At 70.0% G+C, this 15131-nt stretch carries 13 protein-coding genes; 5 read left to right on the top strand and 8 right to left on the bottom strand.

All coding sequences use genetic code 11. The features are described from left to right. The first annotated feature begins 63 nt into the window (after positions 1–63). From RV986_RS13910 to RV986_RS13900, 3 genes are all read left to right on the top strand, one after another. Positions 64–879 (top strand): ABC transporter ATP-binding protein, encoded by an 816-nt coding sequence (locus tag RV986_RS13910; RefSeq protein WP_475917697.1) that lies wholly within the window; start codon positions 64–66, stop codon positions 877–879. Next, entirely contained in the window at positions 869–1744 is an 876-nt protein-coding gene (locus RV986_RS13905) for an ABC transporter permease (protein WP_475917696.1), read from the top strand. The genes RV986_RS13910 and RV986_RS13905 overlap by 11 nt, the downstream gene beginning before the upstream one ends. Before the next feature lie 296 nt (positions 1745–2040). Beyond that, on the top strand, positions 2041–3102 hold the full coding sequence (locus RV986_RS13900) for an ABC transporter substrate-binding protein (RefSeq protein WP_475917695.1): 1062 nt from the start codon (positions 2041–2043) through the stop codon (positions 3100–3102). Positions 3103–3147: 45 nt separating this feature from the next. Here the strand turns inward: RV986_RS13900 and RV986_RS13895 are convergent, their stop codons facing one another. The 4 genes from RV986_RS13895 to RV986_RS13880 all read right to left on the bottom strand — a co-directional run bounded on the left by RV986_RS13895 (position 3148) and on the right by RV986_RS13880 (position 8045). Further along, complete coding sequence (locus tag RV986_RS13895) at positions 3148–3828, bottom strand: response regulator (protein ID WP_475917694.1); 681 nt, start codon at positions 3826–3828, stop codon at positions 3148–3150. Beyond that, on the bottom strand, positions 3825–5603 hold the full coding sequence (locus tag RV986_RS13890) for an ATP-binding protein (protein WP_475917693.1): 1779 nt from the start codon (positions 5601–5603) through the stop codon (positions 3825–3827). The genes RV986_RS13895 and RV986_RS13890 overlap by 4 nt, the downstream gene beginning before the upstream one ends. A gap of 138 nt (positions 5604–5741) precedes the next feature. Further along, entirely contained in the window at positions 5742–6686 is a 945-nt protein-coding gene (locus tag RV986_RS13885) for a sucrase ferredoxin (RefSeq protein ID WP_475917692.1), read from the bottom strand. 99 nt (positions 6687–6785) lie between these two features. After that, positions 6786–8045, bottom strand: a complete 1260-nt coding sequence (locus tag RV986_RS13880) for a citrate synthase (RefSeq protein WP_475917691.1) — start codon at positions 8043–8045, stop codon at positions 6786–6788. 98 nt (positions 8046–8143) lie between these two features. Between RV986_RS13880 and RV986_RS13875 the strand changes: the two genes are divergently transcribed. Next, entirely contained in the window at positions 8144–9316 is a 1173-nt protein-coding gene (locus RV986_RS13875; RefSeq protein ID WP_475917690.1) for a citrate synthase, read from the top strand. A 200-nt stretch (positions 9317–9516) separates the two neighbouring features. On the opposite strand, the gene RV986_RS13870 is transcribed toward RV986_RS13875, so the two are convergent. From RV986_RS13870 to RV986_RS13860, 3 genes are all read right to left on the bottom strand, one after another. After that, on the bottom strand, positions 9517–9705 hold the full coding sequence (locus RV986_RS13870) for a hypothetical protein (protein ID WP_475924275.1): 189 nt from the start codon (positions 9703–9705) through the stop codon (positions 9517–9519). 374 nt (positions 9706–10079) lie between these two features. Next, positions 10080–10316 (bottom strand): hypothetical protein, encoded by a 237-nt coding sequence (locus RV986_RS13865; protein ID WP_475917689.1) that lies wholly within the window; start codon positions 10314–10316, stop codon positions 10080–10082. Between the two features lie 160 nt (positions 10317–10476). Beyond that, positions 10477–11034, bottom strand: a complete 558-nt coding sequence (locus tag RV986_RS13860; RefSeq protein WP_475917688.1) for a DUF6082 family protein — start codon at positions 11032–11034, stop codon at positions 10477–10479. 324 nt (positions 11035–11358) lie between these two features. Between RV986_RS13860 and RV986_RS13855 the strand changes: the two genes are divergently transcribed. Beyond that, a complete protein-coding gene (locus RV986_RS13855) occupies positions 11359–12432 on the top strand; it encodes a CobW family GTP-binding protein (protein WP_475917687.1) in 1074 nt (357 codons plus the stop codon). 111 nt (positions 12433–12543) lie between these two features. On the opposite strand, the gene RV986_RS13850 is transcribed toward RV986_RS13855, so the two are convergent. After that, entirely contained in the window at positions 12544–15003 is a 2460-nt protein-coding gene (locus tag RV986_RS13850; RefSeq protein WP_475917686.1) for a DNA gyrase/topoisomerase IV subunit A, read from the bottom strand. Positions 15004–15131: the final 128 nt, after the last annotated feature.

The following is a 15131-nucleotide window of genomic DNA, read 5'->3' as shown; positions in this document are numbered from 1 at the left end:
GAAGAAGGCCTTGCGCCCAGAAGACTGATGCTGTGGCCCGCGCCACATCTACGGTCCCGGGCCATGAGCGCAGACACCAGCCCCGCCATCGAGCTGCGGGGCGCGAGCAAGATCTTCAGGACCCCGTCAGGGGGTCTGCACACGGCGGTCAGGGAGCTGGACCTGACCATCGGCCGTGGCGAGTTCGTGGCCGTCGTCGGCCCCACGGGCTGCGGGAAGTCCACCACGCTGACCCTGGTGAGCGGCCTTGAGGAGCCCACCGAGGGCGAGGTCATGGTGGCCGGTGAGCCGGTCGCGGGCGTCGGCGACAAGGTGGGTTTCGTCTTCCAGCAGGACGCCACCTTCCCCTGGCGTACGGTCCTTTCCAATGTCATGGCCGGACCGCGCTTCCGTGGCGTGCCCAAGGCGGAGGCCAAGCAGCGGGCCCGCGAATGGCTGGCCCGGGTCGGACTCTCGGCCTTCGAGGACCGCTACCCGCACCAGCTCTCCGGCGGCCAGCGCAAGCGCGTCGCCCTCGCCGCGACCTTCGTCAACGACCCCGAGATCCTGCTGATGGACGAGCCCTTCTCGGCGCTCGACGTGCAGACCAGGGCCCTGATGTCGGACGAGCTCCTGGAGTTGTGGGAGGGCACGGGCGCCTCCGTCGTCTTCGTCACCCACGACCTGGAGGAGTCCATCGCGCTCGCCGACAAGGTCGTCGTGATGACGGCGGGCCCGGCCACCGTGAAGCAGGTCTTCGACATCGATCTGCCGCGGCCGCGCAAGGTCGAATCGGTGCGCCTGGAGCCGCGGTTCATCGAGATCTACCGCGAGATCTGGGAGTCCCTCGGCGAAGAGGTCCGCATCACGCGCGAGAGGGGTGCGGCCAATGTCGCCTGACATCATGCCCGAGGCCGTCGTCGCTCTGACCGCCACAGAACCCGTCAAGCAGGGGCGTGCGCACACCCGTGCCCGGGCCGCCCGCAGACGCAAGGTGATCGTCGCCACCGCCCGCGCGGTACTCCTGGTCGCCGTGCTCGGCCTGTGGGAGGTGTTCGCACGGGCCAAGATCATCGATCCGTTCAACTTCTCGATGCCGTCCAAGATCTGGGACCAGATCTACACCTGGGCGACCCATGGGACCGCACTGGGCTCGCTCGGGGAGCAGATCTGGTACACGCTCCACGAGGCACTGCTCGGCTGGGTCATCGGGGTCGTGGCGGGTGTGGTCTTCGGCATCGCGCTGGGGCGCATCGCCTTCCTCGCGGATGTTCTCGGTCCGTACATCAAGGTGCTCAACTCCATACCCAGGATCGTCCTCGCACCGATCTTCGTGATCTGGTTCGGACTGGGACCGGCTTCCAAGGTCGCCTCGGCCGTGGTTCTCGTCTTCTTCCCGGTCTTCTTCAACGCCTTCCAGGGGGCCCGCGAGGTCGACCGCAACCTCGTCGCCAACGCCCGGATCCTCGGCGCGAGCGACCGCCGGGTGACGCTTCAGGTCGTCGTCCCGTCCGCCACCTCGTGGATCTTCACCAGCCTCCACGTCAGCTTCGGCTTCGCCCTCATCGGCGCGATCGTCGGGGAGTACATCGGCGCCACGAAGGGCATCGGATTGCTCGTCGCGCAGTCGCAGGGCACCTTCAACGCGGCCGGTGTGTACGCCGCGATGGTCATCCTCGCCGTCGTCGCCCTGCTCGCGGAAGGGCTGCTCACCTTCGCGGAGCGGCGCATCTTCCGGTGGAAGCCGTCGGACTCCGAGAGCTGACCGCCCACTCAGGACCGCCCACTCAGGACCGCTCACCCAGGACCGCTCACCCAGGACCGCCCGCCCAGGGGCGCCGAGCCGTGATCGGCCACTCGGGATCGCCGAGCCGCGATCGCGTACCCAGTGTCCGCGGGCCGCGATCGCCCACCCAGGGTGCCCGTTTTCCTCTCAGCACCCTCCAGGGGCCCATTCCCCGCTCAACCCTCCCTGGGGCGCCCCTTTTCCCCGCCCCGCCCTCGCGGGCGTTCCCCGCTCCGCCCTCCCCGCATCGACCTCTCACAAGGACGTGACCCATCATGCGCAAGACCGCCAGATACTCCGCGCTGGCAGCCGCCGGTCTGCTCGCCCTCTCCTCGCTCACCGCCTGCGCCAACGACGCGGCCTCCACCACCGCCGACTCCGGCAGCAACGGAGGCGGTGGCAAGGGGGAGCACGTCAAGATCATGGTCGGTGGCCTGGACAAGGTCATCTACCTGCCGGCGATGCTCACCCAGCGGCTGGGCTACTTCAACGACGAGGGTTTGGATGTCGAACTCCTGAGTGAGCCGGCCGGTGTGCAGGCGGAGACCGCGCTCGTCTCGGGCCAGGTCCAAGGGGCCGTCGGCTTCTACGACCACACCCTGGACCTGCAGACCAAGGGCAAGTCCGTGGAGTCCGTCGTGCAGTTCTCGCAGGCGCCCGGCGAGGTGGAGATCGTCTCCAACAAGCGTGCGGACGACATCACCTCGCCCAAGGACTTCAAGGGCAAGAAGCTCGGCATCACGGGTCTCGGCTCCTCCACCGACTTCCTCACCAAGTACCTCGCGGTGAAGAACGGTGTGAAGGTCAGCGAGTTCTCCCCGATCGCCGTCGGCGCCGGGCCGACGTTCATCTCCGCGCTCCAGAAGGGGGCCATCGACGGCGGCATGACGACGGACCCGACCGTCGCCACGATCCTGCAGAAGGGCCTCGGCAAGGTGCTCATCGACATGCGTACGCCGAGGGGGTCGGCGGAGGCGTTCGGCGGACCGTACCCCTCGTCCAGCCTCTACATGCAGACGGACTGGGTGAACGGCCACAAGGAGACGGTCCAGAAGCTGGCCAACGCCTTCGTCAAGACCCTCAAGTGGATGTCCGCGCACAGCGCGGCCGAGATCGCGGCCGAGATGCCCGCCGACTACTCCCAGGGCAGCAAGACGCTCTACGCCACCGCCATCGAGAGCACGCTGCCGATGTTCACCAAGGACGGCGTCATGCCCGCGGACGGCCCCGAGACCGTCGAGAAGGTGCTCAAGGCGTTCAACCCCAACATCAAGAACGCCAAGGTGGACCTGAGCAAGACGTACACCACGGAGTTCGTGAAGAAGGTCGTCGGCTGAGACGACGGAACCGGTTGGAAGCCCCCCGCCCCGTCGGCCGTGGCCTCAGGCGTGGGTCGCCCAGATGTAGCGATGCTCCGGGCGGCCCGCGTCGCCGTATTTGAGGGTCAGCCTGGCCCGTCCCGTGCGCTCCAGGAGCTTCAGATAACGCTGGGCGGTCTGCCGGCTCAGTCCCGTCTCCTCGGCGATCTCCTGGGCCGACAGCGGGCCGCCGGCGTTCACCAGGGCGCGGCGTACGAGTTCCGCGGTCGTGGGGGAGTGCCCCTTGGGCAGGTCCGGCTCCGCACTCGCCGACAGGGCGCCGAAAATCCGGTCCACCTGCGCCTGCTCGGCCTCGCCGCCGCCGTCGAGGGTGCGGCGCAGATCCGCGTAGGCCTCCAGCTTGGAGCGCAGGCCCGCGAAGGCGAACGGCTTGACCAGGTACTGCAGCGCTCCCTGCCGCATGGCGGCCTGGACGGTCGAGATGTCACGGGCCGCGGTCACCATGATGACGTCCGTCTGGTGGCCGCGTCGGCGCATCTCCTGGACGACCGTGAGGCCCGTCTCGTCCGGCAGGTAGTGGTCCAACAGGACGAGATCCAGGCGGGGCAGCGTCTCCATCCGGAGCAGCGCCTCGGCGGCGCTGTGCGCCTCGCCCGCCACATGGAATCCGGGCACTTTCTCGACGTACGCGGCGTTGACGCGCGCGACCCGGGTGTCGTCGTCCACGACCAGGACCTCGATCATCGCGGCTCCTCCTTGGTGGTCGTGGTGGCCGTGGCGGTGGACGTGGTGGCGGTGGAAGTCGTGGTGGCGGTGGTGTCTTCAGGGAACGAGGGCGGACCCGGCACAAGTTCCGGTTGGGCGAACTCGGGCCCCGCGCTCGGCGTGAAACCGGTCGCCGGTGCCAGGCCGGTCTCCGTGAGCGCCTCCGGCAGTACGACCGTGAACTCCGCGCCCCCGCCGTTCGCCTCGGCCACCTCCGCGCTGCCTCCCTGCCGCTCGGCGAGCCGACGCACCAGGGACAGACCGATTCCGCGCTTGCCGTGGGCCGGGGGCTTCTTGGTGGACCACCCGTCGGTGAAGATCACCTCCCGCCGTTCGGCCGGAATGCCGGGCCCGGTGTCCCGTACCCGCAGTACGGCCGTACGTCCCTCGGCGCGCAATTCGACCTCCACGCGCGCGTGCGGTGTGCCCGCGACGGCGTCGAGTGCGTTGTCGACCAGATTGCCCACGACGGTGACCAGTCCCCGCGGGTCGACCAGCCGGTCGGGCAGCAGGGTCCGGTCCGAGATCCACAGGGCCACTCCGCGCTCGGCCGCGACCGTGCCCTTGCCGACCAGCAGCGCGGCGAGCAGCGGATCGTGCACCTTCTCGGTGACCTGTTCCGCCGTGACCCTGTGGTCGCCGACCACCTCGCCGACGAACTCCACGGCGTCTTCGTACATCTCCAGTTCGAGCAGCCCCAGGACCGTGTGCATCCGGTTGGCGTGCTCGTGGTCCTGGGCACGCAGGGCGTCGATCAGCCCGCGCGTGGAGTCGAGTTCCCGGCCGAGCTGCTCCAGTTCGGTGCGGTCGCGCAGGGTGGCCACGGCGCCGTCGTCGGTGGGCATACGGTTGGCGACCAGGACACGCTGACCGCGCACGGTGAGCAGATCCGTGCCCGTGACCCGTCCGGCCAGCACATCGGTCGTACGGCCCGGGCCGAGCACGTCGTCGAGCGACCGCCCGATGGCCTCCGCGTCGAGCCCGAGCAGGCGCTGTGCCTCGTCGTTGAGGAGGCGTACGCGCCCGGCGCGGTCGAGGGCGATGACGCCCTCCCGGATGCCGTGCAGCATCGCCTCGCGCTCCGCGAGCAGCGCCGAGATATCGGAGAAGGCCAGGTCACGGGTCTGCCGCTGGACCCGCCGGGAGAGCAGATAGGCGGCGAACGCGCCGACGGCCAGGGCCCCGCCCGCGTACGCGAACAGTCCCGGTATGGCGTGGATCAGCCGGGCGCGCACACTGTCGTACTCGATGCCCACGGAGACCGCGCCGATGATCTGTCCGTGCTTGTCGCGCAGCGGTACCTTGCCGCGGGCCGAGCGCCCCAGTGTGCCGCTGTCTATCTGCATGACGTCCTTGCCGGCCAGGGCCCGGCTGGGGTCGGTCGAGACGTAGTCGCCGATCTGCTTGGTGTCGGCGTGCGACCAGCGCACGCCGTTCATGTTCATCACCACGACGTACTCGGCCCCGCTGGCCTTGCGGATCCGTTCCGCGGCTACCTGTACGGGGCCGTTCACGGACGGCAGGGTCGTCTGCAGGTCCTCGGCGATCTGCGGCTGGGCGGCCGTGGTCTGCGCGATCGCGAGCGCCCGGCGCATGGCCTGGTCGTCGAGCTGTGCGCCGAGCGGGGCCAGGAACAGTCCGGTCGCGAGCACGGCAACCCCGGCGGCTATCGCCACCTGCATCAGCAGCACCTGCGAGAACACCCGCCGCGGCAGACCGAGGCGCAGTCGTCGTGCGGGGGGAGTGGGGCTCATACCCATGACGGTACGGGGGAGCGCGCGCCGCCCCGTAGGGAGTGTGGCGTGGATCTCTTGAGCGCCGTGTGGGGAAGGTGTGGCCGGCGGGGTAGAGGGACCGCCGCTCAGGTCTGCTCTGCGGTGCGCCGCCTGTGATCAGCAGGCGACGGGGAGCGCCGCCCGGGGCAGCTCCCGCACGGCCACCACGTCCATCCGGGCCGGGGCACCCAGCGCCGAGCCGCAGCTGTCCGGGCGGGGCGGCAGCGAGGCGCCCTGCGCGACGATGACGCGCCACAGGCGCCCGTCGGTGTGCGTGACGGTCACCTCCCATCGCGGAGCCACGCCGTCCGTGCGGACGACGCCGAGGGCGTCGGCGGCGTGCTCTCCGCAGGCCGTGCGGACGGCGAGCTCGGCGGCCTGCCCGGGACGGTCCCAGGCGGATCTGCCACGGCAGCCCTCAGTGACGACACGCCCCTCCCGTACGCCCTGGAGGACCTCCTTGACGGCGTGGGCCTCGGACCGCCCGTACGCGTATCCGTACGGCAGGACGAGCAGCGTGGGCGAGAAGCGGTGACCACCCAGGTGGGTGACCTCCCACGCGCCCTCCACCCCGGAGGCGGCGAGTTCGGCCGCGAGGGGCCGGCCCAGGAGGGCGCAGCAGCGGTCGCGTTTGCCGTTGGTGCAGACGAGCGCGAGCGGGTCTCCCGTGTGGCGGCGCCCCCGGAGCACCGCGTCGAAGGTGCGAGGGTCACCCAGTCCGAGCGCGGTGAAGTCCAGGTCGAGCAACTGCTCCGGGTCGCACGTCGTGGCGCTGTGCAGCCAGACGTTTCCCGGAGTGGTGTGCGCCGCGTACACATGGCGCTCGGCGGCCGTACCGCAGTCGGCGTGCCGTCCGGGGCGGCGGATGAGCGCGATCCGCATCCCGGTGGCCTGGGCGGCCGTTTCGAGCGCACGGCCGAGCACGGGGTCCAGGTGGCTCGACGTGAGCGCCTTGGCGCCCCAGGGGCCGGGCTGTTCGAGCAGCAGCCATGTCCTCGCGGTCGCCGCGGTCCCCGCGAGGGGCTCGTCGAGGTCCCGGGACGCGGTCGTGCACGTACTCACAGAGGTGAGCCTAACCTGACTTCGCACAGGGCGACTTCCGACCGCCTCGATGGGGGCGCACTTCGGGCGCATTCGGCGCGCGCCGGGGCGCCCGGGTGCTCACTCGGGGAGTGGCTGGGGAGGCCGCGCCCCTACGTACTGACCGCTCGGGCGCATGCGCAGCGGGCGCTCCCCGTACTCCTCCAGGGTGTGCGCGATCCATCCCGCCGTCCGGGCGACAGCGAAGACCGTCTCCGCGGCGTCGGAGTGCATGCCGGAGGCGACCGTGAACACGGCCAGCGCCAGGTCGACATTGGCGTGCAGAGGGGTGTGGCGGGCGGTGGTGGTCACGATGTCCCGGGCCGCCGCCAGGGCGGGCGCGGCGCCGGGCATCTCCTCCAGAAGGGCGAACAGGGCACGCGCGCGCGGGTCCTCGCCCGTGTAGAGGCGGTGGCCGAGCCCGGGGACACTGCGCCCGGCGCGCAGCTCGTCGGCGACCACGGGGGCCGCGGTGCCGCGCTCCAGGACGTCGAGGAGCAGCCGGTGGGCGAGCCCGCCGGCCGCGCCGTGCAGGGGTCCTTCGAGCACGCCGAGGCCCGCCGAGACGGCGGCGTACGCGTGCGCCCGGGCCGACGCGGCGACCCGTACCGCGAGCGTCGAGGCGGCCAGGTCGTGGTCGGCGAGCAGACCGAGTGCCGTGTCCAGCACGCGCAGTGACGCCTCGTCGGGTGTGCGGCCGCTCAGACGCGACCACAGATGGTGGGCCAGCGGTGCTTCGTCGCGGTGCTCAAGACGCATGGGTGGGAGAGCGGCTACGAGGGTGGGGATCAGAGTGCGCGCGGTGCCGAGGACGGCGTTCTCCGAGAGGTCGTAGCGCAGTGGATCGGCGACCGAGGCGGCGACCGCCGCGACGCGCAGCCGGTCCGTGGGACCACTGTGCTCGGGCAGCGCGGCGACGGCGGCGCGGGCGGCGGTGACGGACGCCTCCGGGGCGGTGAACGTGACGCCGGGGCGCAGTTCTCCGGTCCACAGCCATTCGGCGATCTCTTCGTAGGAGTGACGCGCGGCCAGTTCGGTCGCGTCGACGCCGCGGTAGTAGTACCGGTCCTTGTCGATCAGCGTGATCCGGGTACGGACGGACAGCTCGCCGCCGGTGCTCGAACTCCCGCTGGAATCGCGCCGGTTGCGCCGCCGGAGCTCCTCCACGTCCTTGGCGTCGAAGGTGCTGCCGCGACCGTCGGGGGCGCGCCGGCTGCTGAGCTGACCGCGGCTCACATACGCGTACACAGTCTCGGGCTTCACGCCGAGCAGCTCGGCGGCCTCCTTGGTGCTGAGCCTTCGACCTTCGTGTGCCGACGCTGCCGGTTCCTGATCCCTCATGGACGCCACTGTATCCGTGTATCGGCATCTTGATTCAATCAATATTGACAGGCATTGAGTCAAGCATGGACAGTCGGATCAAGTCCAGGGAGGAAATCATGCCGAACAACCGGGCCGTGGCCGTACCGTCCATCGCTCCTGTCGATGTGCCGCGAGGGCTCGCGGGTGTCATCGTCACCGACACCGCGCTGGGTGACGTCAGGGGGCTGGAGGGCTTTTATCACTACCGCCAGTACTCCGCCGTCGAACTCGCGCGGACCCGCGGGTTCGAGGACGTGTGGCATCTGCTGATCCACGGCGAACTGCCGGACGCGGCGCGCAGCGCCGCCTTCGCCCGGCGGACCGCGGCGCTGCGCAGGCTGCCGGACGAGGTGCGCGCCGCCCTGCCCGCGATCGCCGCCGCGACCGGGTCCTCCGGGCCGCTCGCGGGACTGCGCACGGCATTGTCGCTGCTCGGCGCCTCATCGAGGTTCCGGCCGGTGTACGACATCGACGCCGACCGGCGCCGCGCGGACACGCTCGCGGCGTGCGCGGCCGTGCCGACGTTGCTCACCGCGCTGTACCGGCTCGGGCAGGGGCTGGAGCCGGTGGAGCCCCGCGACGATCTCGCGTACGCCGCGAACTATCTCTACATGCTGACGGGTGCGGAGCCGGACCCGGTGCGGGCCCGTGCGGTCGAGCAGTACTTGATATCAACCATTGATCACGGATTCAATGCATCAACCTTCACCGCCCGCGTGATCGCGTCGACAGGTGCGGACGTGGCCGCGTGTCTGGTGGGCGCGGTGGGAGCGTTGTCGGGTCCGCTGCACGGTGGTGCGCCGAGCCGGGCGCTGGACACCCTCGATGCGATCGGCACCCCCGACCGCATCGACTCCTGGATCCGCGAGCGGGTTCTCGCGGGCGATCGCATCATGGGCTTCGGGCACCCCGTCTACCGCACCGAGGACCCTCGCTCCCGCATGCTGCGGGGTATCGCGCAGGAATTCGGCGGCCCTCTGGTCGACTTCGCCGTCGAGGTCGAGCGGCGGGTGGAGGCGATCCTGGCCGAGCTCAAGCCCGGGCGCGAACTCCACACCAATGTCGAGTTCTACGCCGGTGTGGTCATGGAACTGTGCGGGCTGCCGCGTGAGATGTTCACCCCCACCTTCGCCGCGGCCCGGGTCGTCGGCTGGAGTGCCAACATCGTGGAGCAGGCGGAGGACTCGAAAATCATCCGCCCGGCGGCACGGTATGTGGGGCCGGAGCCGCAGGTGCCGGTCGAGGTCTGACGGTGTTGACGCCGGCGCCGCTCGGATGCCGGACGGCGGGCTGCGCGTGCCGAGCCCGAAGGGCACGAAAGGCCTGCAGGGTTAGAAGAGCCTGCAGGGTTAGAAGAGCCTGCAGGGTCAGAAGCGGCGGAGAAAGGGCCTGGCCGCCGTGGCAGGAGTGGCCAGGCCCGGAGAGTGGCGGACGTGAGGCGAGGGGCAGGTCAGGCTTCGGGAATGTCGATCTTGGCGCGAATTAGGGTCTCTCGTGTGATGACCACAATTCGCTCGTCACTCGCACGGCCTGCATCCGCGGGGAGCCTGCTGTCCAGGGCGGCAGTCCTGTCGGTGCCGATGACGGCGAAAGAGCCGTCACTCAGCTCGAAGATGTCAGGACAGGTTTGACCGTCCATGCTTCCTCGCTGTTGTGGAGATGCACCGATGCGCCGGATGATGTCTGGTGTGATCACGGACGGTAGCCTGCCATCTTGGCTGAGCGGCCACGGCAATCCAGCCAAGATCGCGTCCGCGTCACGTCGGGAATCAGCCATTCTGCTTCGATGCGCGCGCAGGCGGCAGGCACCCGAGGGGCTGGGTGGCCCCTTGGGCGCCGATCGTCTGCGGTCCGCCGGGCGTGCCGCCGGTGTCGGCGGCGGCGTCATGAGGCGGTCCGGGCCGTCTGTTCCGGCGTTCGATGATACGGGATCGTCCGGCATCGCCGAGCGGCGGGAGACGGGCGGCGTCGGCTTCGGGTGGCTGCGCGGACGCGACCGACGCCGGGCGCCGGTCAGAGGTCGGGAATGTCGGCCTTGGCGCGCACCAGGGTCTCGCGGGTGATGACGACGATCCGTTCGTCGTCGCCGCGCGTGGCGTCGGCCGGCAGTTCGCCGTCCAGCGCCTCGGTCCTGTCGGTGCCGATCACGGCGAAGTCGCCGGTGCTGAGCTCAAAGATGTCGGGGCAGGACTCACCTGTCAGGCTCCCTCGTGCTCGTGGGGCATCGCCGACTCGACGTTTGATCTTCAATGGGCTTTCTCGGTTCTGGAGTTGGAGTGGGGCGGGTTCCACCAGGTTGGCTGGCGGGCCAGATGCTACGAGCGTGATCGATACGGCCGCAGGGTATTGCGTGGGTGTCGCCCATTTGCCGGTACGGCGGGTGCCGCCCGGGTGCCGGTACAACGGCAGCTCATTCGGGAGGGCTGCCCACGACCCACCATTCGTCCGTGTCCGCCTCGTCGAGATCGTGGATCAGGCCATCCACCATGCGCCCGACCTGAGCCTCCACCGAGTTGTACTCAAGGCTCGCGCGGTTCAGCCGGGTCACCTCCCAGTACTCCCGGAAGATCGGGTTCTGGACGGTGCTGCGAAGGTGCCCGAAGAGCTCGGCCTGGTTGACATTGCCGATGCGGTAGGCGAGCAGTGCGTTGGTGTACAACGCGTTGGCGAAGAGGAACTGCCGGTGCTTGGCCGGTGGGATCGTGCCCTGGTGCGTGTCGAGTACGGCGGCCAGGGCCGGGTCTTCCATGGCTTTGCTCAGCAGCTCCCAGAGGAGCCGTTGCTGGTGCGCCAGATTGATGTGCCGCTGCCGCTCGTCGCGGCTTTGCTCGTACTGTTCGAGCCTCAGGCGCAGTTTCCTGATCTGGTGATGCTGTGCGACGAGGGCGCTGACGGCGCCGGCCGCGCACGCCAGCCCGAGCGTCGCGGCGGATCCCCGTCCCCGTGTCCCACGTTTCTGTGTGGCCATGTCAACCCCCGAATCAGGCGACCGTTCCGCCGGTCGTCGGGTGCGGGTCGACAGGGAGCGGACCGGCGAGCGGTGGGCGGCGCGCTTGCCGTCTCCCAGTGTTGCCGAGCGGTTGTGATCGTCAGGGAGGCGGAGAGGAGGCGCACGGAGGGAAGCACGGGTCGCGCGTTCCGGCGCCATGCCCAACGTGTGCCCCGCGAGCGCTGCTAACAATCGTTCACTTAGCGGCGATTGCTCCCACTCGTATCCTGGGGCGGCATTCATTCCTCGTACGGGAGCCGGTCCACGAGCCGGTGTACGCACAGCTTTCAGAGAGGGCGCACGTTGAGTCGGTCGAGCCTGCCGCAGATCCCGGTCATCGTCCTCGCGGGCTTCCTCGGCTCGGGCAAGACCACCCTCCTCAACCACCTCCTGCACCGGAGCGGCGGCAGCCGCATCGGGGCCGTCGTCAACGACTTCGGAGCGATCGAGATCGACGCGATGGCCGTGGCCGGAGCCCTCGGGGACTCCACCGTCTCGCTCGGGAACGGCTGCCTGTGCTGCGCCGTGGACGCCAGCGAACTCGACGTCTATCTTGAGCGGCTCGCTCGGCCCTCGGCCCGTATCGACGTCATCGTCATCGAGGCGAGCGGCCTCGCCGAGCCGCAGGAGCTCGTGCGGATGGTGCTCGCCAGCGAGCATCCGCGGATCGTGTACGGCGGGCTCGTCGAGGTCGTCGACGCCGCCGAGTTCGACGGCACACGGGAGAAGCATCCCGAGATCGACCGGCACCTCGCCCTCGCCGACCTGGTCGTCGTCAACAAGGTCGACCGGGCCGACGACGGCGAGCGTGTGCTCCGCACCGTCCGGGACCTCGTCGACCGGGCCGCCGTCGTCCCCGCCACCCACGGCCGTGTCGACCCCGAGTTCCTCTTCGACTGCAGGCCGAGCGAGGAGCGCGTCGGGCAGCTGTCCTTCGACGACCTCCACCGGCACGCGGAGGGCGAGCGCGCTGCGCACGGCGACCACGACGGCCACCTGCACTCGGCCTACGAATCCCTCTCCTTCACCGCCGAAGTCCCGCTCGGCCCGAGGCGGTTGATGGAGTTCCTCGACAGCAGGCCCGAGGGGCTGTACCGCATCAAGGGGTACGTCGACTTCGGCGCCCACGATCGCGCCAACCGCTACTCCGTGCACGCCGTAGGGAGGTTCCTGAGGTTCTGTCCGGAGCCCTGGGGCGCTGCCGAGGAGCGTCTCACGCAGCTCGTGCTCATCGGCTCCGGCGTCGACACGGCAGCCCTGGCGAAGGAACTGGAGGCGTGCAAGGAGGACGTCCCGCACGCCGACGAGCACAGCATGTGGGGCGTCCTCCGTTACGTACGGGAGCCGGAGCCCGAAGGACTCGAAGAGGTCGACTGACCCGCGGGCCGAACGGTCGGCGGGCCGACCGACCCGCGGGCCGACCGACCCACAGATCACTCGGCCCGCACGCCGACCGGGCTGCGCCCGGTTACACCGGGCTGCGCCCGGTTACACCGGGCCCGCCACCACCGACACCGTCTTCGTGAGGGACACGCCCGAGCCGTCGCGGCGCGGGTCGATCTCCGGGAGCTCGGCCGGTGTGCCGTTCTTCTGCGCGGCCCGTGCCGGAGTCGCGCCCGCCCAGGCCAGCGAGAGGCAGTCCTCGCCCTTCAGGAACCGCTGGCAGCGCACGCCACCCGTGGCGCGGCCCTTGCGCGGGTACTGGTCGAACGGTGTCAGCTTGCCCGTGGTCTGAACGGAGTCGTCCAGCGTGCCGCGCGAGCCCGCCACCGTGAACACCACCGCGTCCACCGCCGGGTCGACCGCCGTGAAGGAGATCACCTTCGCGCCGTCGGTGAGCTTGATGCCCGTCATGCCGCCCGCCGCGCGGCCCTGCGGACGGACCTGCGAGGCCTGGTAGCGCAGCAGCTGGGCGTCGTCCGTGATGAAGACCAGGTCCTCCTCGCCGGTGCGCAGCTCGACCCCGCCGACGATCCTGTCGCCGTCCTTGAGGGTGATGACCTCCAACTCCTCCTTGTTCGAGGGGTAGTCGGGGACCACACGCTTCACGACACCCTGTTCGGTGCCGATCGCCAGGCCGGGCGAGGCCTCGTCGAGCGTCGTCAGACAGATCACCGCCTCGTCCGGCTCCAGGGAGGACAGGAACTCCGCGATCGGTGCGCCCCCGGAGAGGTTGGGCGCCGACGCCGTCTCCGGCAGCTGCGGCAGGTCGATCACGTTCAGTCGCAGCAGGCGGCCCGAGGACGTGACCGCGCCGATCTCGCCGCGGGCCGTCGCGGGCACCGCGGAGACGATCAGGTCGTGCTTGGTGCGCTTGGCGTCCTCGACCTCGCCGAAGGGGTCGCCGTTGGCCGTACGGGCGAGCAGGCCCGTCGAGGACAGCAGCACGCGGCACGGGTCGTCGGCCACCTGGAGCGGCACCGTGGCGGCGGGGGCGCCCGCGGACTCCAGGAGCACCGTGCGCCGGTCGGTGCCGAACTTCTTGGCGACCGCGGCGAGTTCGCCGGAGACCAGCTTGCGCAGCTCCGCGTCGGAATCGAGGATGCCGGTCAGCTCGTCGATCTCGCCGTTGAGCCGGTCGCGCTCCGACTCCAGCTCGATGCGGTCGAACCTGGTCAGGCGGCGCAGCGGCGTGTCCAGGATGTACTGCGTCTGGATCTCGGAGAGGGAGAAGTGCTCGATCAGGCGCTCTTTGGCCTGCGCCGAGTTGTCGCTGGAACGGATGAGGCGGATGACCTCGTCGATGTCCAGGAGTGCGACGAGGAGGCCCTCGACCAGGTGCAGCCGGTCGCGCTTCTTGCTGCGGCGGAACTCGCTGCGACGGCGTACGACGTCGAAGCGGTGGTCGAGATAGACCTCAAGGAGCTCCTTGAGGCCCAGGGTGAGCGGCTGGCCGTCCACCAGTGCCACGTTGTTGATGCCGAAGGACTCCTCCATCGGCGTCAGCTTGTAGAGCTGCTCCAGGACCGCTTCCGGCACGAAGCCGTTCTTGATCTCGATGACCAGGCGCAGTCCGTGCGCACGGTCGGTGAGGTCCTTCACATCGGCGACGCCCTGCAGCTTCTTGGCGCCGACCAGGTCCTTGATCTTGGCGATCACCTTCTCCGGGCCGACGGTGAAGGGCAGTTCGGTGACGACGAGACCCTTGCGGCGCGCCGTGACGTCCTCCACCGACACCGTGGCGCGGATCTTGAAGGTGCCGCGGCCCGACTCGTAGGCGTCCCTGATCCCGGTCAGGCCGACGATCCGGCCGCCGGTGGGCAGGTCGGGGCCGGGCACGTACTTCATCAGTGTGTCCAGGTCGGCGCCCGGATAGCGGATCAGATGGCGGGCGGCCGCGATGACCTCGCCGAGGTTGTGCGGCGGCATGTTCGTCGCCATGCCCACGGCGATCCCGGACGAGCCGTTGACCAGGAGATTCGGGTACGCCGCCGGGAGGACGTCGGGCTCCTGCTCCTGGCCGTCGTAGTTCGGCGCGAAATCGACCGTGTCCTCGTCGATGGACTCGGTCATCAGTGACGTGGCGTCGGCCATCCGGCACTCGGTGTAACGCATGGCGGCCGGCGGGTCGTCATTGCCGAGCGAGCCGAAGTTGCCGTGGCCGTCGACCAGCGGCAGGCGCATGGAGAAGGGCTGGGCCAGACGCACCAGCGCGTCGTAGATCGACGCGTCGCCGTGCGGGTGGAGCTTACCCATGACCTCGCCGACGACGCGGGCGCACTTCACATAGCCGCGGTCGGGGCGCAGCCCCATCTCGTTCATCTGGTACACGATGCGGCGGTGCACGGGCTTGAGGCCGTCGCGGGCGTCCGGCAGGGCTCGCGAGTAGATGACCGAGTACGCGTATTCGAGGAAGGAGCCCTGCATCTCGTCCACGACGTCGATGTCGAGGATCTTCTCCTCGTACGAGTCGTCGGGCGGCGGGGTCTTCGTGCTGCGGCGGGCCATCGCTGCTGCGGCTCCTTCACAGTCTCTGCCGGGGCATGAACGGGTTCTGACGCGCACCATTGTGGACCGCCCCACTGACATCGCTGACCGCGACCCGTCCGTACGGGGTCCGCGACGCCCGGTTCCGA

The organism is Streptomyces sp. RLA012 (assembly GCF_056270325.1).
Note: the sequence above shows the minus strand (reverse complement) of the source record. Positions and strands in the feature narration are given on the sequence as shown.

Bases quoted from the DNA above. Each gene is read 5' to 3' on its own strand.
- RV986_RS13910 (WP_475917697.1), top strand. From the start codon at position 64: ATGAGCGCAGACACCAGCCCCGCCATCGAGCTGCGGGGCGCGAGCAAG.
- RV986_RS13890 (WP_475917693.1), bottom strand. From the start codon at position 5,603: ATGAGCCCCACTCCCCCCGCACGACGACTGCGCCTCGGTCTGCCGCGG.
- RV986_RS13900 (WP_475917695.1), top strand. From the start codon at position 2,041: ATGCGCAAGACCGCCAGATACTCCGCGCTGGCAGCCGCCGGTCTGCTC.
- RV986_RS13905 (WP_475917696.1), top strand. From the start codon at position 869: ATGTCGCCTGACATCATGCCCGAGGCCGTCGTCGCTCTGACCGCCACA.
- RV986_RS13870 (WP_475924275.1), bottom strand. From the start codon at position 9,705: ATGGACGGTCAAACCTGTCCTGACATCTTCGAGCTGAGTGACGGCTCT.
- RV986_RS13850 (WP_475917686.1), bottom strand. From the start codon at position 15,003: ATGGCCCGCCGCAGCACGAAGACCCCGCCGCCCGACGACTCGTACGAG.
- RV986_RS13895 (WP_475917694.1), bottom strand. From the start codon at position 3,828: ATGATCGAGGTCCTGGTCGTGGACGACGACACCCGGGTCGCGCGCGTC.
- RV986_RS13860 (WP_475917688.1), bottom strand. From the start codon at position 11,034: ATGGCCACACAGAAACGTGGGACACGGGGACGGGGATCCGCCGCGACG.
- RV986_RS13880 (WP_475917691.1), bottom strand. From the start codon at position 8,045: ATGAGGGATCAGGAACCGGCAGCGTCGGCACACGAAGGTCGAAGGCTC.
- RV986_RS13875 (WP_475917690.1), top strand. From the start codon at position 8,144: ATGCCGAACAACCGGGCCGTGGCCGTACCGTCCATCGCTCCTGTCGAT.